This is a genomic window from Fontimonas thermophila (assembly GCF_900113085.1).
In the GTDB taxonomy this organism is placed as follows: Bacteria; Pseudomonadota; Gammaproteobacteria; order Nevskiales; family Nevskiaceae; genus Solimonas; species Solimonas thermophila.
The window spans coordinates 41,406-58,447 of the sequence record NZ_FOOC01000002.1 but is presented as its reverse complement, the minus strand read 5'-3'; the positions used below and the strand labels follow the sequence as shown (position 1 = coordinate 58,447).

General features: G+C 64.8%; 13 protein-coding genes and 1 tRNA gene. 5 read left to right on the top strand and 9 right to left on the bottom strand.

Translation table 11 applies throughout. From position 1 onward, the window contains the following. Positions 1 to 135: 135 nt before the first annotated feature. The 7 genes from BMZ48_RS01880 to pcnB form a co-directional block, all read right to left on the bottom strand. Positions 136 to 684 (bottom strand): Hsp20/alpha crystallin family protein, encoded by a 549-nt coding sequence (locus BMZ48_RS01880; RefSeq protein WP_091530922.1) that lies wholly within the window; start codon positions 682 to 684, stop codon positions 136 to 138. Between the two features lie 95 nt (positions 685 to 779). Beyond that, positions 780 to 1,400 (bottom strand): TIGR02466 family protein, encoded by a 621-nt coding sequence (locus BMZ48_RS01875; RefSeq protein WP_091530919.1) that lies wholly within the window; start codon positions 1,398 to 1,400, stop codon positions 780 to 782. Positions 1,401 to 1,493: 93 nt separating this feature from the next. After that, positions 1,494 to 1,883 (bottom strand): aspartate 1-decarboxylase, encoded by a 390-nt coding sequence (gene panD, locus BMZ48_RS01870; RefSeq protein WP_091530915.1) that lies wholly within the window; start codon positions 1,881 to 1,883, stop codon positions 1,494 to 1,496. 161 nt (positions 1,884 to 2,044) lie between these two features. Then, positions 2,045 to 2,899, bottom strand: a complete 855-nt coding sequence (panC, locus tag BMZ48_RS01865) for a pantoate--beta-alanine ligase (RefSeq protein ID WP_091530912.1) — start codon at positions 2,897 to 2,899, stop codon at positions 2,045 to 2,047. Beyond that, complete coding sequence (gene panB / locus BMZ48_RS01860) at positions 2,896 to 3,768, bottom strand: 3-methyl-2-oxobutanoate hydroxymethyltransferase (protein ID WP_091530908.1); 873 nt, start codon at positions 3,766 to 3,768, stop codon at positions 2,896 to 2,898. Before panB ends, panC begins: the two co-directional genes overlap by 4 nt. Positions 3,769 to 3,843: 75 nt before the next feature. Then, positions 3,844 to 4,326 carry a 2-amino-4-hydroxy-6-hydroxymethyldihydropteridine diphosphokinase gene (gene folK / locus BMZ48_RS01855; protein WP_091530904.1) on the bottom strand — a complete coding sequence of 161 codons (483 nt, stop codon included), beginning with the start codon at positions 4,324 to 4,326 and terminating at the stop codon, positions 3,844 to 3,846. After that, a complete protein-coding gene (gene pcnB / locus BMZ48_RS01850) occupies positions 4,323 to 5,693 on the bottom strand; it encodes a polynucleotide adenylyltransferase PcnB (protein WP_091530902.1) in 1,371 nt (456 codons plus the stop codon). Before pcnB ends, folK begins: the two co-directional genes overlap by 4 nt. Positions 5,694 to 5,824: 131 nt before the next feature. On the opposite strand from pcnB, the gene BMZ48_RS01845 reads away from it, so the two are divergent. After that, a tRNA-Glu gene (locus BMZ48_RS01845) sits at positions 5,825 to 5,900 on the top strand. Positions 5,901 to 5,997: 97 nt separating this feature from the next. Here BMZ48_RS01845 and BMZ48_RS01840 read toward each other — a convergent pair. Beyond that, positions 5,998 to 8,118, bottom strand: coding sequence for an EAL domain-containing protein (locus BMZ48_RS01840; protein WP_091530899.1), 2,121 nt, complete (start codon positions 8,116 to 8,118; stop codon positions 5,998 to 6,000). Between the two features lie 539 nt (positions 8,119 to 8,657). Here BMZ48_RS01840 and BMZ48_RS01835 point away from each other — a divergent pair. From BMZ48_RS01835 to BMZ48_RS01825, 3 genes are all read left to right on the top strand, one after another. After that, on the top strand, positions 8,658 to 10,214 hold the full coding sequence (locus tag BMZ48_RS01835; RefSeq protein WP_143383598.1) for a type IV pilus assembly protein FimV: 1,557 nt from the start codon (positions 8,658 to 8,660) through the stop codon (positions 10,212 to 10,214). Continuing rightward, on the top strand, positions 10,211 to 11,161 hold the full coding sequence (locus tag BMZ48_RS01830; RefSeq protein ID WP_143383597.1) for a hypothetical protein: 951 nt from the start codon (positions 10,211 to 10,213) through the stop codon (positions 11,159 to 11,161). Before BMZ48_RS01835 ends, BMZ48_RS01830 begins: the two co-directional genes overlap by 4 nt. A 74-nt stretch (positions 11,162 to 11,235) precedes the next feature. Next, positions 11,236 to 12,993 carry a permease gene (locus BMZ48_RS01825; RefSeq protein ID WP_091530887.1) on the top strand — a complete coding sequence of 586 codons (1,758 nt, stop codon included), beginning with the start codon at positions 11,236 to 11,238 and terminating at the stop codon, positions 12,991 to 12,993. Between the two features lie 39 nt (positions 12,994 to 13,032). On the opposite strand, the gene BMZ48_RS01820 is transcribed toward BMZ48_RS01825, so the two are convergent. Then, a complete protein-coding gene (locus BMZ48_RS01820; protein ID WP_234981472.1) occupies positions 13,033 to 14,379 on the bottom strand; it encodes a class II 3-deoxy-7-phosphoheptulonate synthase in 1,347 nt (448 codons plus the stop codon). A 113-nt stretch (positions 14,380 to 14,492) separates the two neighbouring features. On the opposite strand from BMZ48_RS01820, the gene mutS reads away from it, so the two are divergent. Beyond that, the gene (gene mutS, locus BMZ48_RS01815) at positions 14,493 to 17,039 is read left to right on the top strand and encodes a DNA mismatch repair protein MutS (RefSeq protein WP_234981471.1); all 2,547 of its coding nucleotides are present in this window, start codon (positions 14,493 to 14,495) and stop codon (positions 17,037 to 17,039) included. Positions 17,040 to 17,042: the final 3 nt, after the last annotated feature.

Below are 17,042 nucleotides of genomic sequence, written 5' to 3'. Positions count from 1 at the left end.
TATCCACATCCACCATCAACGAAAAGAGCCGTGCGCTGAGCCACGCACGGCTCGGGGCATCGCCGGCCCGCCTGGCCTCAAACGCCTCACGTTGTGCCGGAGGATCTGCAGGGCCGCCGGGCCTGGCATCAGGGATCACGCGCTGGTGATCGGAATGCGCCTGCCGCTGCTCTGCGCATCGGCGCGACGCGGCACCTTGATGCGCACGACACCGTTGCGGAACGAGGCCTCGATGCGGTCGGCATCGGCATCCGACGGCAGATTCAGCTCGCGCTGGAAGGCACCGTAGCTGCGCTCGATGCGGTGGTAGCGGTCGGACTCCTCACGCTTGTCCTGGCGCTTCTCACCGCGGATCGTCAGTACCCCGTCGTGCACCGACAGCTCGAGATCGTTCTGCTCGACACCCGGAACCTCGACGGTGATCTCATAGCCGCTCTTCGATTCCGAGATATCGATCTGAGGACGCAGGATTGCCGGTGATTCCAGACGCGGCCAATCCTCCATCGACCACAGGCTCGGCAGACCGAAACCGCGGAAGAAATCGTCGAACACGCGATCGATTTCATCGTGCACCCGCCACAGCGGCGTCACCTCCTTGCCGCCGCGCCGGACCGGAAGCGGCCGCGCCTCCTGCTCCCTGCGCAACCAGTTCCAGGGAGCCCATTTGCTCAGGTTCGCACTCATCGAACACCTCCTGAACATCAGTTTTTGCTGCCGTCCATATGGGAACGCAGCGTTGAATTTCAAGAGGTTGCAGGAACAAGAGAGTGCAGAAACCGTCAACGCCAGTGGTAATTGAAGCTGATGCTGACCCGGTCGGCGTCGATCAGGCTCGCCGGCACCTCGTGGCGCAGCCAGCTTTCGAACAGAATCACCTGTCCGGCGCGGGCCGGGTAGACGATATGCGTCCGCTGCTCGGGCCGGGCGCGGGCGCGACGTGGGGGCGCGGCCATCAGACGGGTGAGCCGGGGATCTTCGAACCTCAGACCAGCGCAGCCCTTGGGAGTCTGGACGTAGTACGTGCCGCTGATCACCGACTGCGGGTGCACGTGGAAACTGTGGGCGCAGCCACGCGCCATGATGTTGATCCAGCAATCGGTCATCTCCAGCGATCCGCCACGCAGATCCCAGTCGAGCGCGCGCGCAAAGCGTGCGACGTGCGCATCGATGCGGGCGCGCAGGGCATCGAACGTCGATGAAAACCGGTGCAGCCGGTCGAGCGAGCCATAGCTGGTGTAGCCAAACGGATAGTTCCTCGCCGACCAACGCCGCCCAGCCGCATCGTGCGCACGGATGCGATAGCATTCCTCGAGCAGTTCGGCATTGAGTGTGCGCCGGCCGCGCGCCTGCAACGGCTCGGCATAAATCAGCGTGGGAAACCAGGCACGGACGCTCGGCATGGACTCTGCAGCTCAAATGCACAGGGGGCAGCCACCTGCCCCCTGCTCAAGAACTCCGTGGCCCGGTAAGGCCACAGAACCCCACAATCCCGGTTACGACGACGCCGCGAGCTGGACGGGAATCGTGTTGGCCGTACGCACCACGCGGTTCTTTTCGTCGAGATAGACCAGGCGCGGCTTGTGTGTACGCGCCGCTGCTGCATCCATGACGCCGTAGGCGCAGATGATCACGCGGTCTCCGACACGGGCCTTGTGCGCGGCAGCGCCATTGACCGAGATGATGCCGGAGCCCGGCTCGGCCTTGATCGCGTAGGTAGTGAACCGCTCACCGTTGGTGACGTTATAGATGTCGATCTGTTCGAACTCGAGGATGCCGGCCAGTTCGAGCAGCTTGGAGTCGATGGCACAGGAACCGTCGTAGTCGAGCTCGGCGTGGGTCACGCAGGCGCGGTGCAGCTTGCATTTGAGCATGTGCAGTTGCATGGCGTATGCCTCTCTAGGATCCGGACCGCCGGCGGCCCACTAAGACATACACACGGCGATCCCAAGGTCTTGGATATGGCGGGCGGCCCACTAAGACATACGCCCGGTGCCGTGACGTCGATCACGGCGGTGCGGCAGTCTAGCCGCAATCTCGCAGTGCATCAAATTTCCGTCACATTCACTTGGATGTTGTCGATCAGCCGTGTGTTCCCGAGATAGGCCGCGACCAGAACCACGAACTGGGGATCATCGGGCGCCGGCCGTCCGAGGTCGGGGCGACGAATGGCGAGGTATTGCGGCTTGAAGCCTTGTGATTCAAGGATTTTGCACTGCTCACTTGAGATCGTTTCGAAATCCCGGCGGCCGCTGCGCAAGGCCATCGCCGCAGCCTGCAGGGCACGATAGAGCGCCGGTGCCTGCGCGCGTTCGGCCGGGCTGAGGTATTGGTTGCGCGACGACAGGGCCAGGCCGTCCACATCACGCTCGGTCGGCACGCCGACGATCTGCACGGGCATGTGCAGGTCGGCCACCATCTGCCGGATCACCGCCAGTTGCTGGTAGTCCTTCTCGCCGAACAAGGCGACATCGGGCTGGACCAGATTGAACAGGATGTTGACGACCGTGGCCACGCCCTCGAAGTGCCCGGGCCGGAACTCGCCCTCGAGCCCATCGGATGGACCTGGTACACGGATCGTCGTCAACCCCGCACGGCCACGCGGATACATCTCGGCAACCGATGGCGCGAACAGCAGATCGACGCCTGTGGCGATGAGAGCAGCCTGATCCTGCGCCAGCGTTCGCGGATAGCGGTCGAAATCCTCGCTCGGGCCGAACTGCAGCGGGTTGACGAAGATACTGGCGACGATGCGCTCGGCATACCCGCGTGCCACCTCCATCAAGCGCAAATGGCCGCGGTGCAGATTGCCCATCGTCGGCACGAACGCGATGCGATCACCAGCCGCCCGCCAGCGACGTAGCTGTGTACGCAGTTCCGAAACCGTGGCGACCGTCTTCATTGGCGTTGCGGATCAGGCTGTGCCGGCTGTCGCGCGGCGACGCTCGGCGGCGTGACATCGAAGCAGTGTTCCGGTGCTGGATAGGCGCCGGATTTAACCTCCTGCACATAGGCGCGGATCGCCGACTCGATGTCCGCTGCACCCGCCATGTAGTTTTTGACGAAACGCGGCGTGCGCCCGAGCGTGACCATCGGCGAGATGTGCAGGATGTCGTGCAGCACGAGGATCTGGCCATCGACCTCGCGGCCGGCACCGATGCCGATCACCGGGACCGGGGAGGCGGCGGCAATGCGCTGACCCAAGGCAGCCGGAATGCATTCGAGCAAGAGCAGGTCGGCGCCGGCATCGGCGAGCACACGGGCGTCGTGGAGCATCGTCTCGGCCGCCGCATCGTCACGGCCCTGCACTTTGAAAGTGCCCATCTTGTGGACGAACTGCGGTTGCAGGCCCAGATGCGCACAGACCGGCACACCGCGCACGGCGAGATACTCCACGATGGCAGCCTGCTCGCGCCCGCCCTCGAGTTTGACCATCTTGGCGCCTCCTTCCTGCATCACGCGCTGGGACGCATCGAGTGCACGCTCCAGCGTGGCATAGGAAAGAAACGGCAGGTCCGCCATCAGAAATGCCCGCTGCAGATGGGGCGCCACGCACTTGCTGTGATAGACGATGTCATCGACCGTCACCGCCGTGGTCGTACGGCTGCCGTGGATGACCATGCCCAGCGAATCCCCGATCAGCACGATATCGACGCCGGCGCGGTCCTCGATCAGCGCAAAGCTCGCGTCGTAGCAGGTCAGACAGGCGATCTTCTCGCCGGCTGCACGCATGCGGCGCAACTCGGCAATGTTGACGGGTCTCGTATCCATAAAACCAGGTCCCGGCCAAGAGGCGGGCGACTATAGCAAACGCCTGTGGGCGGCGAAGCCGTAGGCTTACCTCATTCACGGCGCCGGCGGCCATGGTGCAAGGCCCTGGCGACCGATCCGCGCCGCGGCGTCGGCGACACCGCCGATACCGGGAATCCAAAGTTCCGGGGCGATATCGGCGAGCGGCACGAGCACGAAGTTGCGCACACCGATGCCAGGATGCGGCAAAGTCAGATCCGCATCCGCACGGACCTCACCCTCGACGTGCAGCAGATCGAGATCGATCGTGCGCGGCCCCCATTTCTCGCTCCGTACCCGCCCCATGCGCCGCTCGATCGACAGCAGCGCGGCCATCAACGCGGCCGCATCGAGCGCCGTATCGAGCGCGCAGGCGGCGTTGCAGTAGTCGGGCTGACCCGCCGGACCCATCGGCGCACTGCGGTAGAAAGGCGATACCGCCACGAGCCGGCCGAGTTGGCTGATCGCCGCCAGCGCTGCGCGCAGTTGGGCAGGCGGATCGCCGAGATTCGCACCCAATCCGATATATGCCCGCCTCATTCGGCCGGTGGCTCGGCAGGCATGCCGGCTCCACGACCGCGGCCACGGCGCCGGCGACGGCGCTTGCGCGGCGCAGAGGCTGCAGACGCTTGCGCATCCTGGGTATTGACAGGCGGAGGGCCGGGCGGCAGAGAGCCGGCCTGCGCCTGGGTCCACCAATCGGCCAGCGCCTGCGGCACCTCGCCGGCGGCGGCACGCAACAGCAGGAAATCATAGGCGGCGCGAAAGCGCGGATGCGCGAGCAGCCGCTTTGCGCGCCCGATCCGCGCGTCCGCAAAGCGCGGCTGCAGATGCCAGATCTCGCGCATCGGCAGGGAAAAGCGCTTGGGAATGACGATGTGCTGCTGCGTCTGCGCCAGCACGGTCTCACCGGCCTGGACGATGGCAACGTTCGGATGCTGTCCTTCGACGCTGGTCAGCCGCCGGTATTCAGGCACGACCCCGGGCCAGAGCAAGGTGGCGTACAAAAAGGCGGGGCTGACACTCTGGTCGCTGGCGATACGCTCGGCGGTGTTCGCCAGTGCCGCGCGGATGAATCGAGCATAAGGCTCATGCGCGAGCGCGGCATCGGTGACCGGCAACAGGTGCGCAAGCAGACCATAGCGATGCAGGTCGTCGAGATTGAGCAGCGCCTCGCGGCACTGAAGCAGCTTGATCACTTCATCGAACAGCCGGGCCGGCGGAATCTCGCGCAATAGCACGGCAAGCTTGGGAATCGGTGCCGCAGTCTCTCTCTCGATCGCAAACCCGAGCTTGTTGGCAATCCGCACCGCGCGCAACATCCGCACCGGATCTTCGCGATAGCGCGTCTCCGGATCGCCAATCAGGCGGATCAGGCGACGCTGGAGATCTTCGAGCCCGCCGGTGAAATCCACGATCGAGTAGTCGCGGATGTCGTAATACAACGCGTTGACGGTGAAATCGCGGCGGAAAGCATCCGTCTCCAGCGTGCCGTACTGGTTGTCGGCGAGGATGCGCCCAGTCTCATCGCGCACGTGTTCGTCGGTGATCGCGCCGCGGAAAGTCGTGACCTCCACCACCTCCTGCCCCCAGCGCACGTGCGCGATCATGAACCGGCGGCCGACCAGCCGGCAGGAACGGAAAATCCGCCGGATCTCGTCCGGATGGGCATTGGTCGCGACATCGAAATCCTTGGGCACCTGCCCGGCGAGCAAATCGCGCACGCCCCCCCCTACGACGTAAGCTTCGTAGCCGGCATCCTTGAGACCGTAGAGCGTACGCAAGGTCCCCGGCGTGAACTGCGCGCGGGAAATCGGATGATCCGATCGGGGAATCCGCCGGGCTTGAATCGAACCTTGGATGGGACGCGACCTTTTACGGGAAACGAGAGCCTTGAGCCAATTCATGCGGCGCGCATATTGAAGGTCCGGTCGCCCCCTTTCAAGGGCAACAAATCTGCGCGGGGGTGCTTGTCCAAACGCGCATCCACCCCGATAATACGCCCCCCGCGCCGCCGCGCCGGCGGGGCAAATCCCGTGCTCCTATCGTCTAGAGGCCTAGGACGGAGCCCTCTCAAGGCTTAAACCCGGGTTCGAATCCCGGTAGGAGCGCCATTTCGATTCGCCAAGGCCCCTGCACCGCAGGGGTTTTTGCTTCTTCCGCGCGTGACTCGCCCATCTCCGGCCTGCACCGGACTCCCCGGCCCTCGTTTCAGGCCATCAGCAAGCCCATTTTGTTGAGGATAACGCCCTGGGCGTAATCGATGCCGATGCGCCGCATTTCCTCCAGCGTCGCTTCATCCTCGACGCCGCAGGCCACGGTGCGGACGTTGAGCAGGCCGGAGGCGGTCCGCAGCCATTCCAAATGGGCACGATCGTAGCGGTCGTGCATCGCCCGCTTGATCACGCTTTCATGGAACTTGATATAGCCGACACCCGCACGCCGGATCAGTTCGTCGTTGATGGTCCAGCGGCAGCGGTCGAGCGCGATCCCGGCACCGGTGGGTCGCACGATCTCGGCGAAGCGGCAGAACGCCTCTGCGTACATCGCGGCAACACGCTCATCGAATTCGAACGAAATGCGGCTGGGAGGGATCGAGGATGAGGCCAGGGTATGGAACACGCGATCGTTGAATTCGGCATCGAGCAGTGACTCGGCCGAAAAATTCAGGAATACGGTGTCATACCCATCCATTGCCTCGGCCTCACGCTCCATTTGCTCGAGTACCGCACGCAACACCCACAGATCAGCCATACCGGTCTGACGCAGTCGTTCCAATGAGGGCATGAAGGCCCCGGGCGTCAGCCACACGCCATCGTCGTCCTCGACGCGCAGATAGCATTCGAGGGATGGCTTGGACGCGCCGGGCGACAGCGGGACGATTTCCTGCGAGATGAAATGGGCACGTCCGTCGCCAAGCCGCGGCTTGATCCATTCCAGCCACTCGCGGTCGAGCCGGCGCCGCGACAGGTGCTGTTCGTTGGGCTCGTCGACGCGCACGGCATTGCCGCCAGCTGCCGCGATGGCCAGGACCAGATCCTCGGCCACGGCGAGCACCTGCGCGCGCCCCTCGCTGGCTGCATCGATAGGAACGACCGCAACACTCGCCGTCACCGACAATCGCGCTCCCTTCCACGGAATCTGCCGGCTGGCGATGGCCTGACGCAAATGCTCGGCAGTGGTACGCCCCTCCTGGAGGCTGCGGAAACCGAGCAGCACCGCGATGCGGTCCGTGGCCATCTCGTAGCACTCACCTTTCTCGCCGAGACGCTCGCGCACGAGCTGCGCCATGCGCCGGACCAGTTCCTCCGCCGCGAGATAACCATGCTGATCCGAGATCGTCGCAACCTGGTCGAGACGGATCCACAGCAGGCAATGCCGTTCCTCGCGCATACGTGCCAGGCGAATCAATTCTTCGATGCGGTCTCCGAACTGCTTGCGCACATCCTCGCGCACCGACTGTACAACCAGTGATTGCGCCATGGGCTCAGGGAGTTTCCCGGCGTCACTCTGCGCCGGCGCAATCCGCACCGTCGCACCGGCACAATGTCCGTCACGATCGATGACGGAGGCGATGCTGAATATCGCGCGACGCTCGACGTCGCGCTGATCGAGCAACACCACGGACTGGATGCGCGGCAGCGCCGATGGCGCCTCCAGTGCCTGAGCGACGAGGTGATCGAGCGGATGCTCGCGCGGTGTTTCCTTGGTTCCGTCGTAGATCCGCAACACCGCTGCGAAAGGTTGCCCAACGGCCGCCTCGCGCGAGCAGCCCGCAATCTCGCACGCCGACCTCGTCAGATCGACGATGCGTCCGTCCGCACCAACTAGCACCATGGGATCGGTGTAGGCGGCAACGAGTGCCTCGACGAGGGCATCGGCACGCACTTCGATGCCGCGCAACGCACGCAGCTCCCGCCGCAATTCAATGTTGTCCTGCAGGGCCACCTGCAACTGCTCACGCGCCCGTTGCAGGCTTTTTTCCGACAGGGCAAGCGCCTCGGCAGTGGATGTGTCGGAAAGCTTCGCGATGGCACGCTCACGAAATGCCTGTATGGGCTGAACCACCCCGAACCAGATCGCGATAAACCCAAATCCGCACAGCACGATCAGCAAAACGGCTGTCGTATCAAAAACGATTGAGCGAACCCGTTGTAGCTGCTCTTGAACCAACCCAACTTCTGCGATCTCAGGCACGGTATACAGCAAGGCCGTGAGCATGCTCACGAGCGCTGCGGCAACAACGAATAGCGCGTATCCCACGGCGATGTTGACACGGGCGCGACCATAACGGTGCGCCGCCGCACGCAGCCCCTCAACAATCCACTGCACGGTTCTTCTCCTCGATCTGTCGTACAAGGCCAGAGCATGATGTCGAACCTGCCGGCAAGTTCGCGTCAACCACTGACTGACGCTGGATCAATATCCAAACGCTTACCGGAAACAGCATCTCTGATTGGCCTTTTCCACGTATCTCAACCCCAGCCCCGCGATAGTCTTTTGTTCTCAAACCATGTCAGGATAGCCGTCGCATGGCGGGCCTGTCGCCTCATTTGCAGGGAGGCCTAGAACTCAGCTCAGATGCAGGAGCGTGCTGATGCCCCGCCCACGACAGCAGGCCAACTCCGCACGATTGATGAACATTGACGCAATACACCGTCAGGCTTTGCCCATAGCACCCGCCATTGATCAGAGCTACGGCGTACCTCGTCTTGTATGATCTCGAATGGCAGCGCGGGACATGACGGGATTGATCGGAATTTCCTAGTTGCTGCCGATGCATTGCGGTCGGTAAATAGGCATGGACGCCAGCGGGGGTGGCGCATGAGCAGGTCGGCCTATAGAGGAAAACCGCATCAATGACCGCATCAATGATAAGAATCGTCGCAAGATCGTTCCCGCGCGTCACGCTCTGCGGCGCATTGATGTGCCTGGGCGGTACGGCCCATGCCTTGGGTATTGGCGAACCGGAAGTGCGTTCACGGCTGGGCCAGCCGCTCTTCGTGCGGGCACCGCTACAGCTAGCCGAAGGTGAGCGCATCGAGGACATCGCGCTACGCTTGCCGCGTGACGCCTATGCGCCGATGGGTCTGCCGATACCGCCCGAGGCACTGCTATCGGCGACGGTGCAGGCGCGCATGGAAGACGGAATGCCGTGGCTGATCGTGAGCAGCCCGGTCCGCATCCATGAACCGATCATCGTGCTCGTGGTCGAGGCACGCATCGACGGTACACGCCTGCTGCGCGAGTTGACTCTGTTGATCGAACCTCCTGCAACGACCGATGGGCCCGCGGCCGCGTCACACCAAGAACCTGCTATCGCAGCATCGGTCCCGGCTGCACCGGCTGCGTCCGGCGAATCGCCCACCTCCACATCCGGCACCGGGCCAGTATCCACGGATGATGGCACGCAATACGGCCCCACGGTCGCAGGCGAGACATTGCGCAGTATCGCCGAACGGGTCGGCCCGCAGCCGCGCTTCGGCATCCGCCGCGTGATGGCGGCATTGCGGTTGGCCAATCCGGACCTGATCGATGACATCCATCAGCCATTGCCGCCGGGCCGGATGCTCAAAGTGCCGACGGCGCAAGAGATGCTGCGCCTGAGTGCGGCACAGATCGACGCTGCCGTCGGCCCACGCAGGAATTCCGCCGTGCAGTCGGAACCACCCCAGCGCGTGATGGAACCTGCAGCGCCGGCCGCCGCGATCTCGACTACGCACGCACCCGAGGCTCTTGCCGCCACTCACCCGGCGCCTCCGGCGGTCGAACGCATCGCCACGCCTTATGGCCGACTGCGCCTGAGCACAAACCTCTCGGAACTGTCGCTGGGACGTTTGAGCGCCGGCAGCGCCGGACCGGTTCCCGGCACCCCGCCGTCCATCGAGATTCCGTCGTCTCCCGCCCCGACGGCGCTGGAGCAAGCCCCTGCAACGGTGGCCATCCCGGCACCCGATGTTTCGGGGCAGGCCAGTACGCCGGAGTCTGCAACGCAACCGGCAGCTGCCCATGCTGCGAGCCGCGACGACGGCCAGCGTCATGGCAGCGGCATCTGGTGGCTGCTCGCCGTTGCTGCCGGGGTCGCACTGGCCTTATGGCGATGGTTGAGCGCTGCGGGAACAAAGCCTGCACCACGTGCTCCTGCCACGAGAGCGGCGATGACGGCCTCAGCCGGAGAATCCTCACTGCCCCAGCAGCCAGAACCGCCGTTGCGCGGCGGAGAGCTCGATAGCCGCGACACAACCCCCATTGCTGCCCTGCGCCAGCGTGCCGACCGTGTGCGCGGTGAAGTCGCAGATGCCGCTGTGCAACGCCGTATCACCCTCGTACACGCCTATCTCGATGCCGGAGATCTCGCGTCTGCCGAACAGCTGCTCGACGAGATCGAAGAAGGCCGGCAAACCCCTCGCGCAGCCTCCAACGGATGAGAAACCGTCCTGGACATCTGCAGTTTTTGCGCGGGGGAATCGCTGCGCTGGGCGTGCTGCTCGTATTGCCCTGCAGTGCTACCCATGGCCACAGTGCGGACCCACCGGAGTCGCCGGCAGCCGCGCCCCATACCCCGGTGCTGCATGCTGCGGCCACGCTCGACAGCCATGCGCGGCTGACCCGTCGGTGGACCACGCGCCTGATCTGGACGCTCTCAACGGATCGCCTCCCAATTGTTGCGAATGGAAAAACGACTCCGCCGCAGCCGACATCATCGCCATCCGAGGCGCAGCCCGATTCGCAGGTGGATGCCGCACTGCCGGTCGTACCGCGCCGGCGTGCCGCAGATCTGGTCACCCCACAGTGCCCGGAGCAAGGGTGCACCGCCGTCGCGGACATTCATCTCCCCGCCGCCGTGATCCAGACATCGCCTGACGAGAATACGACGAGCAGCGGAGACACCGCCGCCAGTGCAGCGGCCGACTCACGCAAACTCGGTGACTGGCTGGTGTTGCGCATCTTCGTCGAAAAAGGCCTGCTGCCGCTGCTACCGCTGCTCGGGCTCGCCGTCCTCGCATACGTCCTGCGGCAGCGCCGACAGATGCGCGCCGTCCGGGCGGTCCAGGCAGCGCACCACCGCCCCGCGCCGCCACCCATGATGGCGACGCACACCGCGCCTGAACCGACAGAAACACCGTCGGAGGTGATCGATTTCGCACTGACACCGGCTGAGGAAGCAGCGCGGCAGCATGCGACCGAATTGGCCGCGCTACGCGAACGCGCCGCGGCGCTGTCGACCCTGCTCGCCGACCCGGAGCAACGCCGCCGGCTGGCCCTGGTGATGTCTTATCTCGATCTCGGCCACCTTGTCGCCGCCCGCGCACTGATCGAAGAAATCGAGCGCATCGAACGCAGCGCCTGGCAGTCGCTGTTTTCTGCCCAGTGAGGCAGCAAAACTCACCGATCGGACGGTGCGCCACCGCCGCTGTGGAATAATGGCGTACCGTCGCCGTCCTGCCGATGTCCACGACCCTGCTGCTCGCCACCCTCGCCGCCTTGCTGTCCGGGCCGTTGCTGTATGCGCTCGCCCAGCGGCGACCTGCACTGCTGTCGTTTCTCGATGGTTTCGTGCTGGTATCGATCACGGGGCTGGTCTTGATCGACGTGTTGCCGGAGGCTCTGGCCACCGGCGGGCTGGCCAGCGTGGGGTTCCTCGCCGCCGGTCTGCTCGGTCCGACCCTGCTGGAACAGGGTCTTGCGCGCGCACGGCGTGAGACGCACCTGCTGACCCTGGGGCTTGCGATCGCCGGTCTGGTACTGCATAGCGTGGGCGATGGCACCGCGCTCTCGGGCAGCGAGCACGGATCCCACGGCACGGCACTGGGTCTTGCGGTGGCCATCCACAGCATCCCGGTCGGACTGGTCGTCTGGTGGCTGCTCTACCCCGTGTTCGGCGCACCGCTGCCGACACTGGCACTGCTGGCGATGTGCGCGGCAACGCTTGCGGGCTATGTCTTCGGTGTGTCGCTGGGGGCATGGCTCGGACTCCAGGGCTGGGCGTGGCTGCAGGCGCTGATCGCAGGATCGATCCTGCACGTCATATTCGGCCGGCCCCATCTCGACGAAACGGCCGGGCATCATGCTCCGATCCCGCCGCTCGAAGGCTTCGGCAATCTGGCTGCTCTCGCGACACTGGCCTGGATCGCACTCGCGCATGCGCCAGTCACCCCGCCAGCCTTCTTCCAGCGCCTGCTGCATCTGAGCCTGGAATCGGCACCGGCGCTGCTGCTCGCCTACGCCGCCGGCGGGATCATCGGCGGTGAGCTCCCCCAGCGCTGGCTGGGCTGGATCAGACGCGGCAGCTACGCCGTGCAGGCCCTGCGCGGCATGGCCGTCGGCCTGCCATTACCGGTCTGCAGCTGCGGCGTACTGCCGCTGTACCGCTCCTTGATCGGCCGCGGTGTGCCGCTCGCCGCGGCGCTGGCCTTTCTCATCGCAACCCCTGAGATCGGCCTAACCGCATTGTTCGTCTCGCTGCCGCTCCTGGGCCTCGAAATGACCCTGATCCGGATCGCCGCCGCCGGCGTGCTGGCTGTCGCGGTCGCCTGGCTGGTTGTCCGGTGTGCAGGGACTCCGCAAGCCCTCCCCCACGCGCCGGTCAACTGCCCACATTGCGGCACTCCGGCATCCCTGCCGTCGTCCCGCCCGGCACGTGTGCGTCGCGCACTGCGCTATGGTTTCGTCGATCTGGTGGACGACACCGTCGCCTGGATTCTGGCAGGCCTGGTCCTTGCCGCCGCGGTGCTGCCTTACGTGGGACCGCTGTTCCAGAGCGGTCTGCCGGATACACTCGAGGTCATTCTCTTTGCCCTGCTGGGCCTGCCCGTCTATGTCTGTGCCGCCGGCGCGACACCGCTGGTTGCAGTGCTCATTGCCGGCGGTGTCTCACCGGGCGCCGGACTGGCATTCCTGCTGACCGGACCGGCGACCAACGTCTCGACCTTCGGTGTCCTGCATACGCTACATGGGCCCAGGCTTGCGCTCGGTTTTGCCGCCTGCATGACCACCGGCGCCGTCCTGATCGGCCTGATCGTCAACGCGGTCGTCTCCGACGAACTCATCGCGCAAATCCCCGCCGCACACCGGCATTCGCCTGCCTTGCACGAATGGGTGAGCCTGTCGATCCTCGGATTGCTGTATGCAGCGGCCTTGCTGCGCAAGGGCGCGCGTGCGCTGGTCGCCGGTTTGTTCGCGGTCCGGCATGTAGCGGCGACGTGATGGCTACCGCACGCCGAGGCCCTGCACCAGCACGCTCCGCTACGCCGCCAGCTTGACGATTTTCATCGCCAGCTCCAGCGCCTGTTCGTAATTCAGGCGCGGATCGACGGTCGATCGGTACGCACGTTCGAGGTCGGCTGGCGAGAGATTGCGCGCGCCGCCGGTGCACTCGGTGACATCCTCTCCGGTCAGCTCCAGATGCACGCCGCCCAGGCGCGAACCGCACGCCCGATGGATGACAAAAGCCTGTTCGACCTCCGACAGGATCTTCTCGAAAGGCCGCGTTTTCAGACCGCTTGGCGTGCTGATCGTATTCCCGTGCATGGGGTCGCAAATCCACAGCACCCGGTGGCCTGCCCGGCGCACGGCCTCGATCAGCGCGGGCAGATGCGTGCCGATTCTGTCGGCCCCCATGCGGTGGATCAGCGTGAGCCGGCCCGGTTCGTGATCGGGATTGAGCACCCGGCACAATTCGCACAGCCATTCGGCCGTCATCGACGGACCGACCTTGACGCCGATCGGATTACGGATACCGCGACAGTACTCGACGTGCGCACCCCCCAGCTCGGCCGTGCGCATCCCGATCCATGGAAAATGCGTCGAAAGGTTGTACCAGCCTTCTTTGCGCGGTACCCGTCGTGTCTGCGCCTGCTCGTACCACAGGAGCAAGGCCTCGTGCGAGGTGAAGAATTCGACGCGCGAAAATTCTCCGATCGGCCGCCCCGCCAGCGTCTCCATGAACCGCACCGAATCGCCGAGCGCATCGACCATCTGCTGGTATTCGGCCGCCAGCGGCGAATGTTGGACCCAGTCCAGATCCCAGTACTCGGGATGATGCAGGTCCGCAAAGCCGCCATCGACGAGACCGCGCACAAAATTGATCGTCATCGCCGAACGGGCATGTCCCTCGAGCAAACGCTGCGGATCCGGCGTCCGCGCCGACGCCGAGAACTCGGGCGCATTGACCAGATCGCCGCGATAACTCGGCAGCGTGATGCCATCACGCGTCTCGGTCTCGGCCGAACGCGGCTTGGCGTATTGCCCGGCAAACCGGCCGATGCGCACGACACGCGAGCGCAACCCGTGCACCAGCACCAACGACATCTGTAGCAACACCTTGAGGCGGTTGGTGATGATCTCGGGCCGGCAATCGGCAAAAGACTCGGCGCAGTCACCGCCTTGCAGGACGAAACCATCGCCTTGCTGGGCACGGGCCAGGTGTGCGCGCAGGGCATCGACCTCCCAGGACGTCACCAGCGGCGGAAGCTGGCGCAATCGCTCGATGGCATCGGATAAAGCCTTGGCATCCGGGTACTGCGGCTGCTGTGCAGCCGGATGCTGCTGCCAGGATGTCGGGGACCAGTCGGAGAAATGCTGCGGACTCACGGGAGATACGATGGCGATCGGCGATAATGTTTTCTTTGCATCAGTATAGCCCCCACGACCGAACTGCCCTGCGAGCGATGACCGTCAGTCCGTATAGCGCGCATACACCGCTCATGCAGCAATACCTGGGCATCAAGGCCCAGTACCCGGACACGCTCGTGCTGTTCCGCATGGGTGATTTTTACGAACTGTTCTACGAGGACGCGCGCAAGGCAGCGCGCCTGCTCAACATCACGCTGACCAGCCGCGGCGAATCCGCAGGGTCTCCGATCGTCATGGCCGGCGTCCCCCATCACGCGCTGGAGCAGTATCTGGCGCGGCTGATCAAGGCCGGCGAGTCGGTGGTGATCGCCGAACAAGTCGGTGAGGTCGGTGCCGAGAAGGGGCCGGTGCGGCGGGAAGTCACCCGCATCATCACGCCCGGCACGGCCACCGACGACGCGCTGCTCGATGCCCGCGCACAGACGCTGCTCGCCGCGGTCTGCCGCATGCGCGATGCCTACGGCCTCGCCTGGCTGGAACTGTCGTCCGGACGCTTCTCGGTCCTGCAAACGGCGCAGACCACCGATTTGCTGGGCGAGCTGCAGCGGCTGCGTCCGAGCGAGCTGCTCGTACCCGAAGATCTATCCTTGCCGACGGCCGGATTCATGACACGGCCGCGGCCGGTGTGGCATTTCGACACCGCCTCCGCCTACCGGCTGCTCGTCGAGCAGTTCCAGACCCGGGATTTGCGCGGCTACGGCTGCGAGGATCTGCCTGCAGCGATCGCAGCCGCCGGGGCCCTGCTGCAATATCTCAAGGACACGCAGAAAAGCGCGCTGCCCCACATCACCGGACTGCGCGTGGAAGCGCTGAGCGATGCCCTGATCCTCGATGCCACGACACGCCGCAATCTCGAAATCGACCGTTCATTGTCAGGTGCGCACGACTGCACATTGCTGTCCGTGCTCGACCGCTGCATCACGACGATGGGTGCCCGTGCGCTCGGGCGCTGGCTGACGCGGCCCGTGCGCGATCATGCCGAACTCAACGCCCGCTACGATGCCATTGCTTGCCTGCTCGGCGAAGATCCACAAGGGGACTGCGGCGCAGCGCGTCTACGCAAAGCGCTGGACGACATCGCCGACCTCGAGCGCATTCTCGCACGCATCGCGCTGCGCACGGCGCGTCCGCGCGACCTCGTCGGATTGCGGGCGAGCCTCGAACGACTGCCTGCGGTCCACGCTGCCGTCAGTGGGCTCGAAGCGCCACGCCTGCGCAATCTCGCCCAGCGGATCGGAGACCACGGCGCACTCGCGGCGTATTTGCGCTCGGCCCTCACCGATGAGCCGCCGCTTCTGGTCAAGGATGGCGGCGTGTTTCGTACAGGTTTCGATCCTCTGCTCGATGAACTGCGCACCCTCTCGGAGAACGCCGACGGCTACCTCACCGACCTGGAAACACGCGAACGCGCACGCACCGGCATCGACACGCTCAAGGTCGGCTACAACCGTGTACACGGCTATTACATCGAGGTCGGCAAAACCCATGCCCACAAGATCCCGGCCGACTACACGCGCCGGCAGACCCTGACCCACTGCGAGCGCTACATCACCGAGGAACTGAAAACCTTCGAAGACCGCGTGCTATCGGCACGCGACCGCGCGCTGGCGCGCGAAAAGCAGTTGTACGACGCACTACTCGACCGTCTCAACGTCGAGCTGCGCTCCCTGCAGGATACGGCCCAGGCGCTCGCCGAACTCGATGTACTGGCCTGCTTCGCCGAGCGCAGTCAGACGCTCAATTTCTGCCGCCCTCAGCTCGTCGATACGCCCTGTCTGGAAATCCGCGCCGGCCGGCATCCGGTCGTCGAACAGACCATCAACGAGCCGTTCGTCCCCAATGACATCGCCCTGGACGACACCACGCGCTTGCTGATCATCACCGGCCCCAACATGGGCGGCAAATCGACATACATGCGCCAGACCGCGCTAATCGTGCTGCTTGCGCATGCAGGCTGTTATGTACCGGCAGAATCCGCGCGGATCGGACCGATCGACCGCATCTTCACCCGCATCGGCGCATCGGACGATCTCGCCTCCGGTCAATCGACCTTCATGGTCGAGATGACCGAGACCGCCAACATCCTGCACAACGCGACCGCACAAAGCCTGGTCTTGATGGACGAGATCGGCCGTGGCACTTCGACTTACGATGGCCTGTCGCTGGCGCGCGCAGTGGCCGAATATCTGGCGACCACGGTGCGGGCGTTCTGCCTGTTCGCAACGCATTACTTCGAGCTGACCGCACTCGCCCAGACCTTGCCGGGCATCGCCAACGTCCATCTCGATGCCGTCGAATACCGCGGCAGCGAAGGCGAGCGTCTGGTGTTCCTGCACCGGGTCAAACCGGGCCCGGCCAATCGCAGCTACGGCTTGCAAGTCGCCGCGCTCGCTGGCGTCCCTGCTGCCGTAATCCGCGCAGCACGCGCGCATCTGCACGAGCTGGAGCACAAGCCGATGCAGAATCCGGACACCGCATCTGCGCAATTGCCACTGTTTGCGCCGGCGCCTTCGCCGGTGCTGGCGCTGCTCGACGAGCTCGACCCGGATACCCTCTCGCCGCGTGAGGCGCTCGATGCGCTTTACCGGCTCAAGGCTGCCTGTAAGCCACCTTCCTGATCG

What these genes read in the sequence shown, in the direction of transcription:
- BMZ48_RS01880 (WP_091530922.1), bottom strand. Translation starts at nt 684, where the DNA reads ATGAGTGCGAACCTGAGCAAATGGGCTCCCTGGAACTGGTTGCGCAGG.
- BMZ48_RS01875 (WP_091530919.1), bottom strand. Translation starts at nt 1,400, where the DNA reads ATGCCGAGCGTCCGTGCCTGGTTTCCCACGCTGATTTATGCCGAGCCG.
- panD (WP_091530915.1), bottom strand. Translation starts at nt 1,883, where the DNA reads ATGCAACTGCACATGCTCAAATGCAAGCTGCACCGCGCCTGCGTGACC.
- panC (WP_091530912.1), bottom strand. Translation starts at nt 2,899, where the DNA reads ATGAAGACGGTCGCCACGGTTTCGGAACTGCGTACACAGCTACGTCGC.
- panB (WP_091530908.1), bottom strand. Translation starts at nt 3,768, where the DNA reads ATGGATACGAGACCCGTCAACATTGCCGAGTTGCGCCGCATGCGTGCA.
- folK (WP_091530904.1), bottom strand. Translation starts at nt 4,326, where the DNA reads ATGAGGCGGGCATATATCGGATTGGGTGCGAATCTCGGCGATCCGCCT.
- pcnB (WP_091530902.1), bottom strand. Translation starts at nt 5,693, where the DNA reads ATGAATTGGCTCAAGGCTCTCGTTTCCCGTAAAAGGTCGCGTCCCATC.
- BMZ48_RS01835 (WP_143383598.1), top strand. Translation starts at nt 8,658, where the DNA reads ATGATAAGAATCGTCGCAAGATCGTTCCCGCGCGTCACGCTCTGCGGC.
- BMZ48_RS01830 (WP_143383597.1), top strand. Translation starts at nt 10,211, where the DNA reads ATGAGAAACCGTCCTGGACATCTGCAGTTTTTGCGCGGGGGAATCGCT.
- BMZ48_RS01825 (WP_091530887.1), top strand. Translation starts at nt 11,236, where the DNA reads ATGTCCACGACCCTGCTGCTCGCCACCCTCGCCGCCTTGCTGTCCGGG.
- mutS (WP_234981471.1), top strand. Translation starts at nt 14,493, where the DNA reads ATGCAGCAATACCTGGGCATCAAGGCCCAGTACCCGGACACGCTCGTG.